Source organism: Stakelama marina, assembly GCF_018122655.1.
Taxonomy (GTDB): Bacteria; Pseudomonadota; Alphaproteobacteria; order Sphingomonadales; family Sphingomonadaceae; genus Sphingomonas; species Sphingomonas marina.
Map to the genome: position 1 here is coordinate 132182 of NZ_JAGRQC010000001.1, position 21168 is coordinate 153349.

Annotated in this window: 14 protein-coding genes; 5 read left to right on the forward strand and 9 right to left on the reverse strand. The window is 63.4% G+C overall.

What is annotated here, in order from left to right; all coding sequences use genetic code 11:
• Positions 1-150: 150 nt before the first annotated feature.
• Positions 151-1458, forward strand: a complete 1308-nt coding sequence (locus J7S20_RS00605; protein ID WP_284052294.1) for an NAD(P)-binding domain-containing protein — start codon at positions 151-153, stop codon at positions 1456-1458.
• Between the two features lie 216 nt (positions 1459-1674).
• Here the strand turns inward: J7S20_RS00605 and J7S20_RS00610 are convergent, their stop codons facing one another.
• Both J7S20_RS00610 and J7S20_RS00615 read right to left on the reverse strand, forming a co-directional pair.
• Positions 1675-2280 carry a response regulator transcription factor gene (locus tag J7S20_RS00610; RefSeq protein ID WP_284052295.1) on the reverse strand — a complete coding sequence of 202 codons (606 nt, stop codon included), beginning with the start codon at positions 2278-2280 and terminating at the stop codon, positions 1675-1677.
• Positions 2267-3754: an ATP-binding protein gene (locus J7S20_RS00615; RefSeq protein WP_284052296.1), complete on the reverse strand. Its 1488-nt coding sequence runs from the start codon at positions 3752-3754 to the stop codon at positions 2267-2269. The genes J7S20_RS00610 and J7S20_RS00615 overlap by 14 nt, the downstream gene beginning before the upstream one ends.
• Before the next feature lie 542 nt (positions 3755-4296).
• Between J7S20_RS00615 and J7S20_RS00620 the strand changes: the two genes are divergently transcribed.
• The 3 genes from J7S20_RS00620 (at position 4297) to J7S20_RS00630 (ending at position 13705) form a co-directional block, all read left to right on the forward strand.
• The gene (locus tag J7S20_RS00620) at positions 4297-10524 is read left to right on the forward strand and encodes a peroxidase family protein (protein ID WP_284052297.1); all 6228 of its coding nucleotides are present in this window, start codon (positions 4297-4299) and stop codon (positions 10522-10524) included.
• 65 nt (positions 10525-10589) lie between these two features.
• Positions 10590-12347, forward strand: a complete 1758-nt coding sequence (locus J7S20_RS00625) for a type I secretion system permease/ATPase (RefSeq protein ID WP_284052298.1) — start codon at positions 10590-10592, stop codon at positions 12345-12347.
• Complete coding sequence (locus tag J7S20_RS00630; protein WP_284052299.1) at positions 12344-13705, forward strand: HlyD family type I secretion periplasmic adaptor subunit; 1362 nt, start codon at positions 12344-12346, stop codon at positions 13703-13705. Before J7S20_RS00625 ends, J7S20_RS00630 begins: the two co-directional genes overlap by 4 nt.
• A 4-nt stretch (positions 13706-13709) precedes the next feature.
• Here the strand turns inward: J7S20_RS00630 and J7S20_RS00635 are convergent, their stop codons facing one another.
• The 7 genes from J7S20_RS00635 to J7S20_RS00665 all read right to left on the reverse strand — a co-directional run bounded on the left by J7S20_RS00635 (position 13710) and on the right by J7S20_RS00665 (position 20146).
• Positions 13710-14087 carry a winged helix-turn-helix domain-containing protein gene (locus J7S20_RS00635; protein ID WP_284052300.1) on the reverse strand — a complete coding sequence of 126 codons (378 nt, stop codon included), beginning with the start codon at positions 14085-14087 and terminating at the stop codon, positions 13710-13712.
• Between the two features lie 101 nt (positions 14088-14188).
• Positions 14189-15058 (reverse strand): RDD family protein, encoded by an 870-nt coding sequence (locus J7S20_RS00640; RefSeq protein ID WP_284052301.1) that lies wholly within the window; start codon positions 15056-15058, stop codon positions 14189-14191.
• Positions 15045-16055: a stage II sporulation protein M gene (locus J7S20_RS00645; RefSeq protein ID WP_284052302.1), complete on the reverse strand. Its 1011-nt coding sequence runs from the start codon at positions 16053-16055 to the stop codon at positions 15045-15047. The genes J7S20_RS00640 and J7S20_RS00645 overlap by 14 nt, the downstream gene beginning before the upstream one ends.
• Entirely contained in the window at positions 16052-17323 is a 1272-nt protein-coding gene (locus tag J7S20_RS00650) for a DUF58 domain-containing protein (RefSeq protein WP_284052303.1), read from the reverse strand. The genes J7S20_RS00645 and J7S20_RS00650 overlap by 4 nt, the downstream gene beginning before the upstream one ends.
• Positions 17320-18276 (reverse strand): AAA family ATPase, encoded by a 957-nt coding sequence (locus J7S20_RS00655; protein WP_284052304.1) that lies wholly within the window; start codon positions 18274-18276, stop codon positions 17320-17322. Before J7S20_RS00655 ends, J7S20_RS00650 begins: the two co-directional genes overlap by 4 nt.
• On the reverse strand, positions 18273-19475 hold the full coding sequence (locus J7S20_RS00660; RefSeq protein WP_284052305.1) for a hypothetical protein: 1203 nt from the start codon (positions 19473-19475) through the stop codon (positions 18273-18275). Before J7S20_RS00660 ends, J7S20_RS00655 begins: the two co-directional genes overlap by 4 nt.
• Complete coding sequence (locus J7S20_RS00665) at positions 19472-20146, reverse strand: hypothetical protein (protein ID WP_284052306.1); 675 nt, start codon at positions 20144-20146, stop codon at positions 19472-19474. The genes J7S20_RS00660 and J7S20_RS00665 overlap by 4 nt, the downstream gene beginning before the upstream one ends.
• Between J7S20_RS00665 and J7S20_RS00670 the strand changes: the two genes are divergently transcribed.
• Positions 20126-21121 carry a hypothetical protein gene (locus J7S20_RS00670; protein ID WP_284052307.1) on the forward strand — a complete coding sequence of 332 codons (996 nt, stop codon included), beginning with the start codon at positions 20126-20128 and terminating at the stop codon, positions 21119-21121. The two genes, J7S20_RS00665 and J7S20_RS00670, sit on opposite strands and share 21 nt — an antisense overlap.
• The last annotated feature ends 47 nt before the right edge of the window (positions 21122-21168 follow it).

Here is a 21168-nt window from a genome sequence, read left to right on the forward strand (position 1 = left end):
TTAACAGTCGCTTCTGACCCCTTTGGCAGAACGGCTTGTCGGTTTTTGGCGGCCGCGGGTCTGGTAATGCTTGCGCGTGCGGTCATATGCCGTTGGCGACGAACCAGCCGCGGGGGCTGGCGAACTCACAGGAACCGAAAGAAGCGCACGATGCACAGTGCTACTATGGCGCTTGCCTATCTGGCGCCGGCCATACCGATCTGGGCGACGTATGCCGCGCATCGCGGCCGCCGCGCCGCATTGCACGCGGAAATCGCACGAGAAGCCAAAGATGCCGGCCTGACCGAGCCCGCGTCACTGCACCCGGTGATCGATCTGGACAAATGCATCGGATGTGGAGCCTGTGCGCTTGCGTGCCCCGAAGGCGACGTTCTCGGCGTGATCGGCAGCAAGGCGGAGTTGATCGATCCGACGCGCTGTATCGGACACGGGGCCTGTGAAAGCGCGTGTCCCGAGAAAGCGATCGATCTCGTCTTCGGAACCGCGACACGCGGCGTCGATATTCCGACCGTCAATCCCGATTTCGAAACCGATGCCGAGGGTATTTACATCGCCGGTGAACTCGGCGGGATGGGGTTGATACGCAACGCTATCGAGCAGGGAAAACAGGCGATTTCTTCGATTGCCGACAGGCAGCACGCGGCGGACGGCGAGGACATGCTCGACGTGCTGATCGTAGGCGCAGGTCCGGCGGGCATCTCAGCCAGCCTCGCGGCGAAGCAGGCCGGCTTGTCGTTCCGAACGGTCGAACAGGAAAGTCTTGGCGGAACCGTGGCACATTATCCGCGCGGGAAGATCGCGATGACCGAGCCTGTCGATCTGCCGATCTATGGTCGAATGAATTTTCGGGAGGTTTCGAAGGAGGAACTGATCGATCTGTGGGCCGGTATCGTGGAGACGAGCGGTCTGGAGATCGGATTTCAGGAACGTGTCGAGGGTATCGAGCGGCTGAATGCCGGCTTCAAGGTCACGACGAGCAAAGGGCGTTATCGGACGCGGACGGTGCTGCTTGCGATCGGTCGTCGAGGGACGCCGCGCAAACTGAACGTTCCGGGCGAGGATCTGCCCAAGGTCGTCTATCGGCTCGACGATCCGGCACAATATCGCGGCCGCGATGTCGTGGTCGTCGGCGGTGGAGACAGCGCCCTCGAAGCCGCCATCGCGCTTGCCAGGGAGCCCGATACAAAGGTGACGCTCGCCTATCGCGGCGCCGCTTTCAACCGCGCGCGTCGCCGCAACCGCGAACTGGCCTTTCAGGCGGAAGCCGATGAACAATTGTCCATCGCGTTCGAAACCGAAGTCACAGCGATTGCCGAACAGTCGGTCGCGATGCAGTGCGCGCAGGGCGCCAGCGAGACCGCCAACGACGCCGTCATCATATGCGCCGGTGGCATCCTGCCGGATGACTTTCTGCGGTCGATCGGCATATCGGTCGTCACGAAATATGGAGAGCGCTAAGCGTTTTCGCCCGGCCGCTGCGGGGCGGTCGAATGGGCGGTCCTCAAGCGGCATGGCCGACTGGCAGATCGGCCATGCCGCGCAGAGGCTCTGCGCAGATGGGGGTTAAACGCCAAGCTCTGCACGATCAGGCTAACCGAGCGACGCGGCCCGACAATTTCGGACGACACCTTAGGTAGTGCCCCCGATAAATGCTGCGTGCGGCCTTGGGGGGCGTCAATGCGCCGCGATGCCGGCTTCGATCGTCATGCGGACAAGGGCGGGCAGGGTGTCGGCGCGCATTTTGTTCATCAGCTTTGCCCGGTAAATCTCTACGGTTCGCGGGCTGATATCGAGTGCGATGGCGACTTCCTTGTTGGTCTTTCCATAAACGATCAGGTCGAGGACCTCTCGTTCGCGGTGCGAGAGCTGCGCTACTTTTTCGTGCACCTCTCCGGTGGGGTCTCGCATTGCTTCGAGCGCCTCGTCGATCGCCTTCAATATCGCTTCCGAACTGAACGGTTTTTCGACGAGATCGACAGCGCCGGCCTTCAGCGCCTGTACGGCAAGTTCGACATCGGCGTGCGCGGTGATGATGATGACCGGATCGGTGCGCCGGGCCTGTCGCAAACGCTCGATCAACTCGATGCCGGTCATGCCGCCCATGCGGACGTCGCTGAGGATGATCCCGCGTGCCAGCTCGTCGATTTCCGCGAGGAACTGTTCGGCGCTGGAAAAACATTTGGCGGGCAATTCTTCGGCGCTGAGCAACAATGACGTTGAGCGGCATATCTCCGCTTCGTCGTCGATGACGTATATCGTCGGCCTATTATGCTGCGTCATAATGTTCCTCCAGCCAGCGATGCCGCAGGGTAAAGCTGAAACAGGATCCGCCGCCCGGGGCCGGCTCATATTCCAGACGGCCGCCATGGGCCTCCACGATCGTGCGCGAGATTGCCAGCCCCACGCCAAGCCCCTGCTGCTTGGTCGTGGAGAAGGGCTGAAACAGAAACGGGAGCCGGTCGGTCGCTATTCCCGGCCCGGTATCGCGAACCATGATCCGGATACGCCCGGACGGGCCGGCTTGAACGATGAGCCGGACCTCGCGCTCTTCGAGCCCGACGACAGCGTCGGCCGCATTCTGCAACAGATTTACCAGTACCTGCTGAATCTGCACGCGGTCGACCTCGATCTCGCCGATGGCATCGTCGCATGACAAGGTGAGGTGAGCGCCGCGTTCCTTGAGCGTGAACGATGCCAGTCTCGCGGCTTCCTCGACCAGCGGCCGCACATCCTGCCACTGCTGATGGGACGAGGACGGCTGAACGAAATTCCTCAACCCCTTGATGACCGCGCTGGCCCGGAAAATCTGTTCCTGGGCGGCGCCCAAAGCCGTCTCGGCTGCCTGCGATTTCCGGTCATGCGTTTCCTTCGACAGGAATTTTCGCGCGGCGCCGGCATAGTTGGCGGCAGAGGCGAGCGGTTGATTGAGTTCGTGCGCGATTGCCGAACCCATCGCTCCCAATGCGGCGGCCCGGCCGAGTTGCGACATCTCCGCCTGTAGTTCGGAAACCTTGCGGGCATTTTCGACCGTCATGGTCTCGTCGTTTAACTGCAGCGCGAACAGGTCGCCGATCGGGGACTCCATGCGCGCAACGGTCAGGGAAAGGAGCAGCCGCCTGCCGTCGCGCGAGCGGCCTTCGGTCAGCTTGCCGCTCCGGTCCTGCCGAGCGATGCGTTCGGCGATCGCATCGGGCAGGTCGCCCGTCGCTATGGTCAGGAAGTCGCGGATATTGGCGCTCATCGGCAGCTCGGGCAGAACGCCGAACATCCGGCGCGCCGCCCGGTTCGACGCCATTACCGATCCTTCGCGGTCGAGCACCAGTATCGCGGATGGAAGTTCGGCGAAAATCGAGGTGAGATAGGCCTCGCGGTTCGCGAGCTGGAGCCGCTGCGCTGCTTCGCGGTCGCAAAGGCGGCGGACGAAATAGCCGGCAACGGCAATGCAAGCGCAGAAAACCGAGATCATGACGGCGTCGATAGTCGTCACGCCTTCCTGGCGCGCTTGCAGCAGCATCAGCCCGCCCGACATTTCCAGCGTGGTGGCGAGAAGCGCGGGGCCAAGGCCACCCATCGCGGCGCTTACCATCACCGCGCCGAGCCCGAAGAGAAAAGGCACGGTCGTGCCCAGAAAGTGATGGGTCGTAAACGTCACCAGCATCGCGACCGCGCTGCTGGCGATCGCGATCACATACGCCTTCCGCACCGGTCGGGCGACCGGTGTCGCCTGGTCGATCATTTCCAACAGCTTCTGCACGCGCATTGCCCCCCGTGTTCAGCCCGCGCGACCCGACTCTGCTTCTATCACGGTTTTCTACATAAGGGTAGAAACTCTTGTAATTACCCATAAGAGGGAGGGCAGTATAGGTATCTAACACTATTGGGGTATGTCTGTTCTATACTATCCAATTTTGGATGAGGCAGAAGTCCGTTCGGAGTCCTTCAGCATTTCGGCGTTGTTCGGGGAGCCATTCTGATAAGCTGCTGGGGGAAGAGAGTATTGCCCTTAGGTGCTCATACTGAATTGAGCGAATCGAAAACGGGGCAGATTGTTCCGATTATGCGATGAGTAGGTGAGACTTTTGAAAACAAAGTCTCGGAGAAATTCGCAGTATAACCGGGGGTTCAGCCAAATTGCCTGAAAAAGACTGGTTGATTGGATAAAAACTGGTCGAGCATTTGCCGGTGGCGAATGTTTACGGGACGCTGATCGCAATTGAAGGCGAGCCAAATTGATTGATCGCCGCGAAAATCTCGATTTTCGCGACGGGGAACCTTTGTCGATGGAAGGGAAGGATCATGGCAATTCGTCTCGGAGCAGCAGATCTCGAATATTTGCTGGCGCAGGTAAAGATCGGTGCGGACTATTCAAAGCTTGCCGGTGCGCTCGACCCCGGTGGCGTTCGCGAAGTCAATGGCCGCAACAACAATCTGGTTGGCGGGTATGACGCGGATGGAAACTGGGTTCCGGCATCGAATATCCATGCCGACTGGGGCCAGGCGGACACGGATTTCCTGCGCCTGTCGCAAACCGACACGCCAGGCACCGGCAATAGCTGGGGCACCACCTATGATCCCTTGAACCCGAGCGCGGGGCCGTTCGGCAATGTTAATGTCGACATGACTCCGCGCCTTATTTCCAACCTGATTTCCAGCTCGGTAATCGACTCGACCAGCCCGGCCTACAACCCGGCGGCCGCAGCCGCGATGGAGGCCATGGCCCCCCATAGCTACCCGGTCGAAGTCAACAACTCGGTCGTCGGTGCATTGCAGGGGGCGGGGCTTCCCGATCAGGGCATTCTGGGCGGCGTTCCGTTCAACGAATTCTTTGTCGCATTCGGTCAGTTCTTCGATCACGGCCTCGACTTCATAACGAAGGGCGGCGGCTATACGATGATCACGCTGTCGCCGAACGATCCGCTGTACGTTCCGCCAACGCTGGCGAATGGCGACCGCAATCCGGAGTATATTCCGGGCGCATCGAACGTCATGATGCTGAGCCGTGCGTCGCTTTCCAATCCCGACGGCGATTTCTACACGGCAGAGGACGTGGCCGCCGACCCGGACAACCTGACCGCGTCGGACATCGGCGCGCTGAAGGCAGGGGTGACGCCGCAGTTCAACAACAATACCGGCCTGCTGATCGACCAGAGCCAGACCTATGGGTCGGATGCGTCGGTCAACGCGCTGGTCCGCCAATATGACGACCAGGGCCGTCCCACCGGGCTGCTGATCACCAGCGCCGAGGACGGCAAGGTGTACATGCCCGAGGTTGATGAAAACGGAAAGCGTACCGGCGTCATCAACGAAATCGACTTGAACGACCCCGCCAATGCCGACGCGTTGCAGCGCGCCGAGCATGATATGGCGACATGGTCTGACATGAAGACCAACGCGATGCGCCTCGGCATCGAACTGGTCGATACCGATGTGTTCGACACGCCGTCGATGCTCGTCGACCCGACGGGCAATCTGATGTTCGATCCGGCTGCCGTGCTCGATGCGGGCGGCAACCGCGTCTATTACCGCGCCGCTGAAACGCTTGCCGATATGGCGGCGAGGACCGGCGTCGATCTGGCGACGCTGGAGGCGCACGATCCGTTCGCGCGAGACGCCTCGGGAATGGTGCTCCACACCAACCAGGCGATCCTGATCGACATCAATACCGCTGCCGACCCCAGCTTTCACAGCGATATCGATCCGGGCACCAACGCAGAAAGAGTGTATATCGCGGCGGACGGCAACAGCTACGACTATGACGTGGACCTGCTGAACCGGCACTATGTGTCGGGGGATGGCCGGGTGAACGAGAATATCGGCCTCACCTCGGTGCATCACGTCTTCCACGAGGAGCACAATATCGAAGTGCTCGCGATCGAGAACGGCGTCCTTCAGGAAGCCGCGAATATGCTCGCCGGTGGTGCCACGATGGCTGACGCCGCCGCCTATGTGAATGCGTGGACGCGCACCGATGCCGGCACGTCGGACGCCACGTCGGAACTCCATTATCTCGACTTCGACGGCAACGATCACACGATCATGATCGAGGGCGTGAACATCGACGATCAAGGCGCCGTCGCATGGGACGGCAACTCGGTCTATCAGGCGTCGCGCATCATCACGGAGACCGAATATAACCACATCGCGATCGACCAGTATGTGAACAGCCTGGCGGTGTTGCCCGAATTCGTTTCCTATTCGGCCGACATCAACGTGGATGTCTCGCTGGAGTTCAGCCAGGCGATATTCCGGCTCGGCCACTCCCAGCTTACCGAATATATGAACGTCGCCGTCCCGCTGGTGGTCGATGGCGTGTCATATGCCCCCGGCACCCCCGAATGGAACGCCAATCCGCAGTTCGGCGCGGGCGAGCAGTTGTTCGATGCGTTCCTGAATCCGGACGGCTATTCGCAATATGGTGCTGCCGGACTTGCCATAGGCCTCATGCGGCAGACGTCGAACGACATCGACGAGTTCGTGACGCCGGCGATGCAGCAGACGCTGCTGGGCGTGCCGCTCGACCTTGCCGCGATCAACATCGCGCGCGGTCGCGACGTGGGGCTGCCGACGCTCAATGAGCTGCGCGAACAGATTTACAATCAGGTCGTTCAGCTCAACGGATCGTCGGGATCGGGGAGCGCGATCGCGCCGTACACGAGCTGGGCGGATTTCGGGAACCATCTCGCGACGCCTGAATCGCTGGTCAACTTCATTGCGTCCTATGGCCGTGATGACGACACCTGGCACCTTGCCTCGCTGCGCCAGTCCTATCTCGAAGGGACGGCGGATGCGAACGATCCGACGGCCGACGGCACTGTGACGCTCGCCGATCTGCGCGCAAATGCGCAAAGGATTGTCGACGCCTATGCCGATGCGTCCGACTCGATGCATGCAGCGGCGGTGAAGTTCATGATCGGTGAGCCGGTCTATCACCCGGAGACGCATTCGGTGGATTCGGTTGGCGCCGATCTTGGTTTCTGGGACATCGACCTGTGGATCGGCGGGCTTGCCGAACGCCCACTGTTCGACGGCCCGCTGGGCACGACCTTTTCGATGATCATGCTCGATTTCGGCCAGCGCATGCAGGACGGCGACCGGTTCTATTATCTGTACCGCATGCCGGTCGGCCAGCATCTGGGCGACCAGATCATCGGCGAGCAGTTCGCCGACCTGATCCAGCGCACGACGGGCACCGAGCATACGGGCGACGCATTCGGTTCGCAGAGCGCGTTCTACGAACTGGGAAGCGGTAACGATGTCTGGCAGGCCTCGACCGCCGGAAGCCTTGCCGACGGAACGCCCGTTCAGGACGGTCACCTGGTGGTCGCGGGCAATGGCGGCGACGACTATATCGCCGGTGGCCTGGGCGACGATTACCTGTACGGCGATGACGGCGCCGACACGCTGAACGGCAGCCAGGGCAACGACCATATCTATGGCGGCGCCGGGAACGACTGGATCACCGACGACGAAAATGACGACTTCATCGACGGCGGCGACGGCGACGACGTGATCTTCGCCGGGCCGGGCGTGCTCGACACTTCGCATGGCGGCAGCGGCAATGACGAGGTCCATGGCGGCGACGGCGTTGACGAAGTCTTCGGCGACGACGGCGACGATGCGTTGTTCGGCGAAGGCGACACCGACCTCATCATGGGCGGTGACGGCAACGACTATATGGACGGCGGCGACAGCGTCGACGAGATGTTCGGCGGCAACGGCAATGACTGGATGCGCGGCGGCGTCGGCGACGACAATATCAACGGCGGGTCGGGCAACGACCTGATGGAGGGTGGCCTGGGGCCGACGGCCAATGACGGCGATCGCCTGAACGGCGACACCGTGATTACCGGCCAGTTCGTCGTCGAATTCAACGGCGACGGCAGCGAAGGCTATATGGACATCGCCAGCTACGAAGAGGCGATGATCCCGATCTTCGCCAGCCTTCAGGACGCGAATGCCAACGGCACGTCAAGCAACCTCGCCGACACCTATGCCTTTGTCGAAGGTCTGGTGGGCTCTGCCCAGAATGACCGGCTGACGGGGGCAGACGCCAATGCGACGACCAGCAACGGCGCCGACAACTATCTGGTCGGCGGTGGCGGGAACGACGTTCTCAGCGGTCTCGGAGGAAACGACTTCATCTTCGGCGACAGCGTCGTTGTCGACAGCGACCTGTACTGGTCGGGCGACGATTATCATCAGTATGTCAGCGTCAACAACACCGACCCTGACAATGTTACCTATGAGGTTCGGGGTGACCATCTCGGCGTCAAATCGACCGACCAGTGGGTCACCGAATGGGGTGAGCTCCGCCCGGTCTATAATGACGGTTCCAAGGGACATGTGCTCGGCGACAACGGGGCGGAGGGCGATGCGGACATCGTCGTCTTTTCCGGCAATCACGACGACTACACGGTGACGACCTCTGATTTCGTGGATGAATTCGGGCAGACCCGAACGGCGTTCATCGTCCACGACAATGTCGGCGACCGCGATGGCACCGACACGGTAGTCGATGTCGAATATTTCCAGTTCGCCGATTTCACGCTCAGCGCCCAGGAATTGCTCCTCGGACCGCCGACCCCCACGATCGATTCTTCGATCAGCGTGAGCGAGGGCGATAGCGGGACCAAGCAGATCACGCTGACGGTCACCCTTGGCTATGCCTCGGGCAGGCCGGTGGAAATCGGCTGGGCGACCGCCGACGGCACCGCGACGTCGAGTGGCCCCAGCTCGACCAGCTCCGGACCAGCGACCACGCTGACCGGCAACCCGGACTTTGTCGGCGCCAGCGGCACGATCACCTTTGCGCCGATGGAAACGACCAAGACGATCACCGTCGAAGTCGCTGGCGATATCGAACTCGAGGACGATGAGAGCTTTACGGTCAATCTCTCCGCCGTAAGCAACGTCACCATCGATCCGGCAAGTGCGACCAGCGTCATTACGATCACGAATGACGACAGCTACAACGTCATTACCGGAACGAACGGCAACAACCTGCTGAACGGTACGGCGGCGCCCGACATGATCAGCGGGTTGAACGGCAACGACCGCATCCATGGTCTGGGCGGCGACGACCTGATGATCGGTGGCGCCGGCAACGACTTCTATTATGTCGAACAGGCCGGCGATCAGGTGGTCGAACTGGCGGGCGAGGGCACCGATCGTGTGTATTCCTCGGTCAGTTGGGCGGCCGATCCGACCTCCGAGATCGAATTCATCCTGACTACCGACACGCGGGGTACGGATGCGATAGACCTTGGCGGCACGGACACCGCCAACGACATTCGCGGCAATTACGGGAACAACGTCCTGACGGGCCTTGGCGGTGCCGACACCCTGCGCGGTTATGCGGGCGACGACGTGCTGGCCGGTGGTGACGGCGACGACTTGCTGCTTGGCGGAGGAGGACAGGACACCGCTGTGTTCGATGGTCCGGCCGCCAATTATGCGATCCGTTCGAACGGCGGGTACAATGTTCTGGTGACCGACGTGACCGCGGGCGGCGGAGCCGACGACGTTCGGCAAATGGAAATATTGCGGTTCGCGGGAACGGATTACACGATCCAGCTCGGCTCCAATGGAAGCCAACTGACAGCGTCGTTCGGCCAGTCGACGATATTCTTCGCCCGCAATGGCAACGATACGGTCAACGGCAGCGCCTTTGCCGACATCCTCAACGGCGGGGCGGGCATGAACACCATCCTCGCCGGCAACGGCGACGACCTCGTGACCGTGGATGTCGCCGATGGCGGCCATGACGTGGTGTATGGCGGGTCGGGAACCGATACGTTGCAAATCCTCGGCACGGCGGCCGCGGAGACCTTCACGGTTTACGACAATGCTTCGCTGCCGGGCGGTCTCACGCCGACGAACGGGTCAGCCGAAATCTATATCACGGTGACCGTTGGCGGCGTCGAATCGATTATCGCGGAAGCGCGCGAGATCGAGGAAATAGAGATACTGACGAGCGATGCCGCGCTTTCCGCCGCGGGTGGCAGCCAGACGGGCGCAACCGGCGATACGATCAACATCGTCGGCGATTTCACCGGTACGTCGCTTGCCTATAACACGATAACGGTCACCGGATCGGGAGCGAACGACACCGTCGATATCTCAGGCCTGACATCGGCGCACCGGTTGAAGTTCAATTCGGGCGGTGGCGCCGACCAGGTGGTCGGTGACCTGCGACCGCAGGATGTCGTCGATTTCCTGCCGACGAGCGGCAACGGTTCCGCCGGGAACGGCGCGGATATGGTGCCGATCAATGCCAGCGGAATCGACATGCTCGGCAATGACGGCTTCCTGATCGACGCCATCCATCTGCCGCGTTTCGAACGCCCGGTTTTCGACCATGACGACTTTGGCCAGGTCGAACATCCGCAGCAGATCGAGGCGGTGCGGCTTCCGTACTTCGACCGACCGATATTCGATACCGACAGTTTCGATCAGTTCGATCACTTGGGCTCGTTCGCGTTCTTCCAGCACAAGTGGATGGCCTCGGATCACTTCCTTCTGTGACGTGCCCTGCGGAGCCGGTGTCATCCGGCTCCGCCCGTATCGCAATTCAGCCGGGGGAGTGTGTCATGCGTTTGTTCTGGATGGAGGTCCCTGCGGGGCTTGAAGAAGCGGCATCGGCGTGCCGTAACCATTTCCGCCTCGCCGCAGGGTTCAGCGCGCTCATCAATATTCTGTATCTCGCGCCGACGATCTACATGATGCAGATCTACGACCGCGTCGTGCCGACCAGCGGCGTCTTCACGCTTTTCTGGCTTACCGTCGTCATCGCGCTCGCGATCGGGACGCTGACCTCGCTCGATGCCATCCGCTCACGCGTGATGATGCAGTCCTCGCTGCGGTTGAACCGGTTGCTTTCGGGCAGGATACTCGACCGGTTGCTTGCGCGGCAGGCCGTCAATTCCGGCGCAGCCGCCTCGCAAGCCCTGCGCGAGTTCGACACGCTGCGCCAGTCGCTGGCGGGGCCTGCCGGCACCGTCGTCTTCGACGTGCCCTGGACGCCGATTTTCCTGCTCGTCGCCTTCATGATCCATCCCGCTCTGGGTTTTCTAATCCTCGGCGCCGGGACGGTCCTGATCCTGCTGGCGATCACCAATGGACGCCGCAACAGGGAAGCGCTCGAGGCGACGCGCCGGTCGGAGGCGAAAGCGTATATGGCGCAGGAAGAGACGCTGCGGAATGTCGAGCTTGTCCGTGCGCTGGGCATGCGGCGCGCGCTGGTGACGCGGCATATCGCCGAACGCCGGGCGGGGCTGGGAAAGGCGTTGCAGCTTCAGATTTCGGGCGGCCGCTACAATGGCGTAATCAAGTTCATACGGATGTTCATGCAGTCCTTTGCGCTCGGCATGGGGGCCTGGCTCGCGATCGAGGGACAGATTTCCATCGGCTCGATCATTGCCGCCTCGGTACTGCTCAGCAGGGCGCTGCAGCCGATCGAACAGCTTGTCGGGGTCTGGCCGCAGCTCAACCAGGCGCGGCAAGCGCTCCATTCGCTCGGCGAAATCCTGGCGAAGCCGGCAGACGGCCGACCCGACAGGACAATGCTGCCCGAACCCGAGGGACGGCTGGAGCTGGCGGGTGTGGTCGTCCGCGCCGACGATGACCAGACGCTTTTGCTCAAGCGGATTTCGCTCAAGCTGGTGCCCGGCGAAGTGCTGGGGATCATCGGCCCGTCGGGCGCCGGCAAGACGACGCTTGCGCGCGTGGCCGCGGGGGCGCTCGCACCCGATCTGGGCGAGTTGCGGATCGACGACGCCAGCGCCGACGACTGGGATCCGGAGCGGCTTTCGCAACATATCGGCTATCTGCCCCAGGATTGCGCGCTCCTCGCCGGTACGATCAGCGAGAATATCTCGCGATTTGCAGCCTATCGCGGTGTTCCGCAGCCGATCATCGACCTGGAGGTCGTGAAGGCGGCAAAGCTGGCCGGCGTGCATGAGATGATCCTGCGTCTGCCAAACGGCTATGACACGATGCTGGAGGGCAGCGGCAAACGCCTGTCGGCGGGGCAGGCGCAGCGCGTGGCGCTGGCGCGAGCGCTTTATGGCGGTCCCCGCGTGCTGATCCTCGATGAACCCAATTCGGCGCTCGATGGCGACGGCGAAGCGGCGCTGACGCGTGCGGTCGCCGCCGCAAGGGCCAATGGCGCAGCGGTCATGATCGTCGCGCACAGGCCGGCGATACTAGGAAGCGCGGCACGGCTGGCACTGCTCAACGACGGGGAAATCGCGCGCATCGGTCCGCGCGAAGAAGTGCTTGCCGCGATTACCACGGCAATGAAGGCGCGCGCCGCCAAGGCGCCGCAAACGGTGGGAGCGAAACGATGAACGACATGCAGTGGGCGCAACCCGAGATCGAAAAAAGCGCGTCGTCGCCCGTGCATGGCGACGGTCTGCGTCGCGAGATCAAGATCGGCGGCGCGATCGCCGGTGCATTCTTCATCGGCATCCTCGGCTGGGCCGCTGTAACGCCGCTCGACGCCGGCGCGCATGCTGCCGGCGTGGTCGCGGTTTCGGGCAGTCGTCAGGCTGTTCAGCACCGCGAAGGAGGCATTATCACCCGCCTCGACGTCGCCGAGGGCGATTTCGTCGAAAAGGGCGATCCGCTGCTCGAGGTTTCGGCGTCCGACGTTCTGGCGGACGAACGCGCGATGACCAGCGAGGTGATTGCGCTCCTGACCCAGCGTGCGCGACTTGTCGCCGAGCGCGATCGCCGGATGCGCGTATCGGAGCCTGCCGAATTCGCTGCGCTGACGGGGCCTGACAAAGCGCTTGCCGAAGAGGCTTTGACAGGTCAGCGTCGCGTGTTCGAGGCGCGGCGCAAGGCGCTTCGCACACAGCGCGAGGTGCTGGGGCAACGGATCAATCAGTACGATCAGCAGATCGGCGGCTATTCCTATCAGATGACCTCGAACCGCGAACAGCAACGCCTGATGGGCGAGGAACTCGACGGCCTGCGGACCTTGCTGCCGAAGGGATTTGTCGCGGTAAACCGGGTGCGTGCGCTCGAACGCGGTGCGGCACAGCTCGATGGCCAATATGGTGCCTTCCAGTCCGAGATCGCTCGTGTCCGCGAAGCGATCGGCGAGGCCCGCCTGCAGATCACGGCGCTCGACAAACAGATGATGCAGGAAGTCACCGAGCAACTGCGCGAGGTCGAAGTGCGGCTGGACGAAGTGCAGCCCCGGTTGAAGGCGGTGCGGGAAAAGCTGGCGCGCTCCACCGTGCGTGCGCCCGCCACCGGCCGCGTTGTGGGGTTGCGGGTCTTCACGGTCGGCGGCGTGATCGGCGCTGGCGAAAAGCTGATGGAAATCGTGCCGCGCGACCGCAACCTGGTGATCGAGGCCAAGGCATCGCCCTCCGACGCCGACGACCTGATGCAGGGCATGGAAACCCAGATCCGCTTTTCAGGCCTGCACGAGCGAAACCTGCCAATGCTGAAGGGCCGGATCGGCAAGGTGTCCGCGGACAGCATGGAGGATGAGCGGACCGGAACGCCCTATTTCGCGATCGAGGTGATCGTGCCGCCCGATCAGGTATCGATCCTGCGCCAGATACGGGGTGGAAATGTGCTGAAGGCGGGGCTGCCTGCCGAAGTCATGGTGCCGCTGCGCAAGCGGACGGCGCTTTCCTATCTGCTTGAACCGATCACGCAGACCTTGTGGCTCGCGGGGCGCGAGAGCTGAGGACTCAGGGCGCGCGATGTGCGAGCGGTTCTTCGCGCAGCGCAGCCTCCAGCATGGCGAGTGGATCGGTATCGCCGACAAGGCCCAGATTGCTTTCGAGCCGGCGGTAGAGCGTCAGCACCGTTCGGCCGGTGTCGCTGAGCCGTGCGCCGCTGGCCTTGCCGCCGCCGGCGTGGGTTTCGACCAGCGGCGCGGTGAAGCAGCGGTTCATGCTGTCGACGAGCAGCCAGGCGCGGCGATAGCTCATCCCCATTGCCGCCGCCGCGCGCGAGATCGAGCCTTCGCGGTCGATGGCGTCGAGCAGGTCGGCCTTGCCCGGCCCCATCGCGATCTCGTCACCGCAATAGAGTTGCGCCTTGATCTTCAACGGGCCGATTCGCATCGCGGATCAGCCTCGCTCGGGCGTTGGCGAACCATTCATGGAGACTGCATACCGTCCGCCGCGCGGCATCGCCAGCTTCCCGCTCAGGCCCAGATTCCCGATCAGGAAGCGTCGTCGAACTTGTCGCGCTTGCGCCTGCCGAACAGCAGTTTGCGTTCCAGCTCTCCGCGCAACGCCCGGTAATAGCTGTCGAGAAACACGCGGTCGGCGATAGTGTCGTCCCGACCCAACTTGCGGCGGATTGCCGCGGCGACCATCGTGATGGAATCAGCATCGTCGCGGCGCAGGACGTCCTCCAGCCGCTGCAACTCGAACTGGCCGTATACCGCCAGCTCCTCCGGCGTGAATCTGAGCAGGTCGGCCGCTTTTCCATCTGCGCGAACCAGATCCTCGCCAATCGCGCGCCGGGCATTCTCGACCACCCAGGTGCCCGCGATCAGGTCACCGGCGCGCAGCCGGTGGCGGTTGAACAGCGGGAAGAAGAGGAAGATCGCCGCCCAGGCGAAGCCGAGAACCGTCGTCCAGCGATCGACGAAGCCTTCCGCCGCGCCGAAGGCGAGGAAGGTAAGCGGAAGGAATATCTCAATCTCGCGCATCAGATTCCGTGCGATCACCGCCGCGCCGGTCAGCCTGCCGCCATCGCGCGCGACGACGCGGAGCTTGAGCATCCGCTTGCCGAAGGTCGCGGCACGCGCACCGCTTTCCATCAGCGTGAAATAGAAGTTTCTGAGGACGAAGAAGAACAACAGCCAGATGACGGCGAAGACCGTCGGATAGCTTTTCCCGATCGCCCAGAACAGCAACATGACGAGCAAGGTCGCGGCGATCAGCACCGCGATCAGGATCAGCCAGTCGAGCAGGAATGCGCTTGCCCGCGTGCCCGCGCTGGCGAGCTTCAGGTTCAGCGCCACGCCTTCGGGCGTCACCAATGCGCGGTTCAGCGTGCGCGGCGGCCTGTTACGCCGTGCCATGATGCCGCCTCCCGACAAGTCCGAAATAGCCGAGCCACAGGATGAACATCGTGCCGCCGACCGCGAACCGCGCATTGTCGTCGGTAATGAGCTGCCGCCCGAACCCTTCGAGCAGCCCCGCCACGAGCAGCATGAGGATGACACCGATCATCACCAGCGCGGCACGCTTGCCGGCATCGCCTGCCGCCGCCAGCCGCGAGCGGGCACCGGGAAACGCCATCGCGCGCCCGATATGCAAGCCTGCCGCGCCTGCGAGGATGATCGCCGAAATCTCGGTCGTGCCGTGGATCGCCAGCCACCCCGCAAGACCGATACCCAGGCCGTGCGGTACGAATGCGGCAAACAGCGCGCCCATCATCGCCCCGTTCTGCGCGATCAGGAAGAAGGTCGGGATACCGAAGGCAAAACCGAGGGCGAAGGCGAGGATCGAAATCTGCGAATTGTGCGTGAAGAGGTAGGTCGCGAAGACCTCGAGCCCGCCTTCGCTCGGCGCGTCGTAGAGCGAGGATCTAAGCGTCTCCGTCGTTGCCTGCATGTCGCGTCCCTGGGCAAGGCCGGGCGGGATGATCGCGTCGAACCAGGCGGGATCGGCATGGACGAGATAATAGCCGGCGAAGATGCTCGCCACGAACAGCAGCGCGATGACGACAATTTCCGGGGCGATCGCGCGCACCGCCTGTGGCCAGCCATGGGCGAAATAGGTTTTCAACTGGCGCGACCACGGCTCGCGGCAGCCATAGAGGATGAAATAGGCGCGCGTGCACAGGCTTTCGAGATAGGCGATCATCGCCGCGTCGAGCGAGGTTTCGCGCGCGACCGACAATGCGGACAGCGTCGCGCGGTACAGGCGTGGCAGATCGATCAGGTCGTCTTCGGACAAGCGCCGCGGCGACTTTTTCTCGACCAGGTCGAGCAGTTCTTCGAGCAGCAGCCAGTCGGCCTCGCGCTCGGCGCGGAAATGGCGTGCCGCGAATTGCGGAGGGGCGACGGCGGTCATGCGCGCTCCTTCATGCCGACATAGCGCTCGACAAGGGCCAGCGGCAGATCGTCCGGCCGCGCTTCGATCACGTCGATGCCCAGCCGTTTCAGCCGTTCGATGACGATGCGGCGTTCGCGCAGCAGCGTGTGCGCGACATTGGCGCGCACGACGTCGTCGCCATGTTCGGGCCGCGCGGTGCGGATCGCTTCCAGCTCGACATCCTCGAACAGCACGAACAGCACGCGGTGCCGCTTTAGCAGGCGGGCAGCGGCGGTCATCATCAGCTCGGCGCTGGTCGGATCGGTGAACTCGGTGAACAGCACGATCAGCGACCGGCGTTCGAGCTTACGGTCGAGCGTGACGAGCGAGAGCGTATAATTGCTCTCCTCGGCCAGATAGTCGATTTCGGCGGCGCTTCGGTGCAGTTCGGCAAAGCTCCGCGTGCCGGCCTGCGTCCCGCTATCGACCTGCGGTCGCGCGGCGAAGGAATAGAGCCGCACGCGGTCGCCCGATTTCAGCGCGACGAATGCAGCGAGCAGCGCGGCCGAAACCGCCCGGTCGACACGCGGCACGCCGCCGACCGGATCGCACATCGCCCGCCCGCTATCGACGGCGAAGACGATCGCATTGTCGCGTTCGGTACGATATTCGCGGGCGAGCAGCGCGAAATGGCGAGCCGATGCCTTCCAGTCGATCGATCGGCGCTCCATCCCCGGCTGAAAGTCGGTCAGCGCCTGAAACTCGCTGCCGTCGCCGCTGTCGAGCCGCATCCTCAGGCCCTGCTGGTTGCTGCGCAGATATTGCCGCATCCCCTGTTCGCGCACCGGGCGCAGGTCGGGCGTAACGACGATCGGCAGGTCGGCCTCGCGCGACACCTGTCGCCACGCAAAGCCCAGCGGCCCCCGGCGACGCGCCCACAGGCGGCGGATGACCGCGCGCCCGCGCCGAACGGCGACATAGCGCAGCCCGACGCCCGAAGGCTCCGCGGGTTCGAGGGGGGCGGAGACATCGGCGGCAAACTCGGCCGCAATCCGCTGGCCCGACCGTTCATAGGCGGGGGAGAGATCGACCATGTCGCCGACGTCGACGGCGCCTTCCGCCGCAACCACGAACTCGCCGCGGCGCAGAGGCGGCGTCAGCAACGCATCGGCGATGATGAGCACGAGCACCACCGCCACCCAGGCGAGCGCGATCACCCAGCCGCCGGGAAGCAGCACGCCGATCAGCAACGCCACTGGCGCCGCCGCAGCGATCAGATAGACGGCCCGGGCGGTGGGATAGATCAACGCGGCGCCTCTACCTGATCGATCAGCTGCGCGACGACCTCGTCGCCCCGACGCCCGTCGATCTCTGCCGAGGCCGACAGGATGATGCGGTGGCGCAACAGCGACGGCGCGAGCAGCTTCACATCGTCGGGGATTACGTAATCGCGCCCGTCGAGCGCGGCGGCGGCGCGCGATGCGCTGGCGAGTGCGGATGCGGCGCGCGGCGATGCGCCTGTCGCAAGGTCGGGATGGGTGCGCGTGGCGCGGATAAGATCGACGATATAGCCGGTCACTTCCTCCACCAGCTTTACGCCTTGCACAGCGGCAATGGCGTCGGCGATCTGGCCGCCATCGGCGACTTGCGAAACGCCGCTGTCCTCCGGGTGCGGGGCGCCCGAACGCGCGCCATATTGCGTGACGATCGCCCGTTCCGCCTCAAGCGTGGGATAATCGATGGCGAGCTTGAACAGGAAGCGGTCGAGCTGCGCTTCGGGCAGCGGATAGACGCCTTGCTGCTCGATCGGATTTTGCGTCGCGACGACGGTGAAGCGGTCCGACAGCGTTTCGGTGCGGCCGTCGATGGTCACGCTGCGCTCCTGCATGGCCTCGAGTAGCGCGGCCTGCGTCTTGGGCGGGGTGCGGTTGATTTCGTCGGCGAGCAGCAACTCGCAGAAAACGGGACCGCGCGTCAGTTCGAAGCTCGACGTTTGAAAATTGAACAGGTTCGATCCGATAATGTCGCCGGGCATCAGGTCGGGCGTGAACTGGATGCGGCCGAAATCGAGCCCGAGGGTGCGCGCGAAACTCTGCGCGAGCAGCGTCTTGGCGGTTCCCGGCGGTCCTTCGAGAAGGACATGGCCGGAGGAAAACAGAGCGATCGCGAGGAAGCGCACCACCTCCGACTGATCGACCACCGCTTTCGCGATCTCGCGGTCGATCGCCTCTCCCAATACGCGGACTTCGTCGAGCGTCATGCAGTCAGTTCCTTTTGCCAGTCGTTCAGTCGCTGCGCGGCGTGCAGCATGTCATGTTCGCTGTCGGCTGCGCGCAGTTCCGCCTCCAGTTCGGAGAAGCGGCGCGTCATGCCCCCAGTCGCGGAGTCGATGAATGCGGTCAGTTCGTCGCCCTTCAGCCTGCGCGGTGCGCGTAGTTTCCGCGCCGCCCAGTCGCGGACGCCGTCGGCATAGCGGTCGCCGCTCAGTCGAACCTTGCCCGCCAGCCTCGTCAGCGCGGCGGCATTGTCGACGAGCGCGGTCTTGCCGAGGGCGATGGCGCGGCCTTCGCGGCGTACCGGACCGAAACGCATCGCGCTCGCCCAGCCGGCAAGCAGCGCAGCGAAGAACAGCGCGGTCGTTACCGCGAGGAAGGGTGGCGTGAACATCAGCTTGATAAGGTTCCGCTCGCCGGGGTGATAATGGAGCGTCACGTCGAACGAGACGAGGCCTGGCGCGGTGGGATTGAGCGCGCCCATCATCGACAGCGCGGCGAGCGCGCCCTTGTTCGAATTCAGCGCCTGATTGTCGATCAGGTCGGGATCGGCGAGAATGAAGGTGTCGCTGCGACCGATCCGCGCGAGTACCGCATCGCCGTTCTTGTCGGTGATGAGCGTCGTCAGCGCATCGGCGTTGATACCCTGCACCATTTTTCGAACCGGCGGGAAGGGCTGACCCGGATAATCGCCGGTCGCCTTCAGCGTTGACGAAGCTTCGCGCGAAATGTTGAATTTTTCGAGCGGAACCAGCTTGTACAGGTCACCAAGCGGAACCGGTCCGGTTGCCCGCACCCGGTTGCGCCGCAAGGGGATGTTCTGGACCTGCCATTTGGGCAGTACGATCAATGTCGCATGCCCGGCTTCGCGCCGCGCCAGAATCGCGTCGATCGCCTCTCTATCGGTGCCCGCCTCTGGTGTCAGGACGAGGAGGTCGGCGGTGCCGTAATCCATCGCCTCGGTAGCGAGCGATGCCATACCCTCGGAAGTGTCATCGACGAGCTTGAACAGTCCGTACAAACCGTCTCCGGTGCGCGACTGGGCGGGTGGTTCGCGTCCGAAGGAACGCTCCATATCCTGTCCGAAACCGCTGAGCAGCAGGAACCCGACCGCCAGAAGCACGCCGGCGCCGAGCAGGACCGCCACCGCGCGCGCGCCGAAGGGACTTTCGCTTGTTTCGCTCATGCCCGGCCCAGCGCGAAGCTGGCATAGTCGCCGCGTGCGTCCTGCCAGTCCGATTGCGACAGCGGACGGCCTGCGAACAGACTGCGCTCGACTGCCGCGACGATGCCCGAAAATACGCCGCGTGCTTCGTCGGGCAACGCCTCGGCGCTCGCGATGTCGCGGCTTGTCAGCGAGGGGCGGACAATGTCGCCGCGCCAACGCTCGATATCCTCGATGCTGCGAAACAGGAGCAGATGCGCCGCTTCGTCATACCGTCCCTGTGTCGCCAGCGCGTCGGCCTCTTCGAGCAATTGGCGCGCGACCGCGACCTCCGGAACCCATTGTTCGGTTTCCTCCGCAGGGCGTCCGCGGCCGAATGTCTCGCGCAGCCAGTCGCGTGCCGACGGGAAGAAAGTCAGGATGAGCACCGCGACCAGCAGCAGCGCCAGTCCGCCAAGGATCCAGGGCCAGGCCGGCCCGACCCATTCGGCGGCGTGCTTGATCGCGCGGATCGCGGCGAGCAGCCATTCGGGCGGAGGATGGCGCTCGATTTCCTTGTGGGGAAGGTCGAACTGGATCGAGCTGTCGGTGAGCAGCCGGCGATGCGCCTCGGCAGCGGCATCAGGGTCGGGAAAGCCCGGCTTTCCCGCGCTTGCGCCGGCTATGGCCGCTTGCTGCGCGGTGCCCGTCATCGCTTGCCCCCTAAGGCGATCCGCCGACGAGCCGGGATGCTCGTCGCAGGTGCCGATCCCATTGGAGCAAATCGGATATTTGCGCGCAATGCTTTTCCGCCTAGGTTCTCACGCAAGGGGGAAATCGATATGGATAGGGAAATGCTGGCCGGCCTGATGGGCCTGTCCTTGCTCGGCGTCTTCGTTATCGGCGTCGTGGTAACGGTCGTCATGGCGATCCGCGAGGCACGGCGTCACGAATGGGAATTCGGCATCGGCAATGTGATCGGCAGGACCGGCGAGCTGTTGGCGCGCCTGCCGCTGGTGCTCGGGGGCATCGGCCTGTTGGCGGGCATTCTGTTTACCGGCGCCTTCGCTGCCATCGTCGGACATTTTCGCGGGACGGTTTCGATCCTTGAAAATTCTTCGCTTTGGGGTGCGTTCCTCGTCTATTGGCTGATTGCCTTTACGATCGGGGTGTTTTTCAGGACAATCGGTCTGCGCGCGGCGATCGATGCGGCGTTCGGTAGCGAACGGGCTTCGCTGGCCGACCTGCTGCGCGACGCGGCGCGGCTGTTTCCACGGATATTCGGCGTTTCCGCGTTGCTCGTGATTGCGACCTGGTTCGGCTATGCATTGTTGATTGTTCCAGGGATTATCGTCACCTGCGCCTGGTTTTGCGTGGCGGCGATCGTCGTTGCCGAGGATTGTTCGGTGACCGAGGCCTTTTCGCGCGGGTCGGAACTGACGCGCGGTGCGCGTTGGCGCATTCTGCTTCTGTACATCATCGGTATCCTAGCCTTGGGCATTGTTCAGGTGATCCTGGGTTTCCTCGCAGGGATGATCGGCGGGGATCTGAAACCCTATGTGGCAATGGCCTTCTCCACCGCAGTCGGTGTGGCGATCGTCCCCGCTTTTCTTGCCGCCAGCTATCATGAGCTGCGCACGAACAAGGAAGGCGGCGGGGTCGAGGAGCTCGAGGCCGTGTTTGCCTGACATGCTGGTGGAACGGCAAGTTGCCAGCGTGCGGCAACGGGTCCATG

Coding starts and splice junctions, on each gene's coding strand:
- J7S20_RS00605 (WP_284052294.1), top strand. CDS start 151: ATGCACAGTGCTACTATGGCGCTTGCCTATCTGGCGCCGGCCATACCG.
- J7S20_RS00610 (WP_284052295.1), bottom strand. CDS start 2,280: ATGACGCAGCATAATAGGCCGACGATATACGTCATCGACGACGAAGCG.
- J7S20_RS00620 (WP_284052297.1), top strand. CDS start 4,297: ATGGCAATTCGTCTCGGAGCAGCAGATCTCGAATATTTGCTGGCGCAG.
- J7S20_RS00625 (WP_284052298.1), top strand. CDS start 10,590: ATGCGTTTGTTCTGGATGGAGGTCCCTGCGGGGCTTGAAGAAGCGGCA.
- J7S20_RS00630 (WP_284052299.1), top strand. CDS start 12,344: ATGAACGACATGCAGTGGGCGCAACCCGAGATCGAAAAAAGCGCGTCG.
- J7S20_RS00635 (WP_284052300.1), bottom strand. CDS start 14,087: ATGCGAATCGGCCCGTTGAAGATCAAGGCGCAACTCTATTGCGGTGAC.
- J7S20_RS00640 (WP_284052301.1), bottom strand. CDS start 15,058: ATGGCACGGCGTAACAGGCCGCCGCGCACGCTGAACCGCGCATTGGTG.
- J7S20_RS00645 (WP_284052302.1), bottom strand. CDS start 16,055: ATGACCGCCGTCGCCCCTCCGCAATTCGCGGCACGCCATTTCCGCGCC.
- J7S20_RS00655 (WP_284052304.1), bottom strand. CDS start 18,276: ATGACGCTCGACGAAGTCCGCGTATTGGGAGAGGCGATCGACCGCGAG.
- J7S20_RS00660 (WP_284052305.1), bottom strand. CDS start 19,475: ATGAGCGAAACAAGCGAAAGTCCCTTCGGCGCGCGCGCGGTGGCGGTC.
- J7S20_RS00665 (WP_284052306.1), bottom strand. CDS start 20,146: ATGACGGGCACCGCGCAGCAAGCGGCCATAGCCGGCGCAAGCGCGGGA.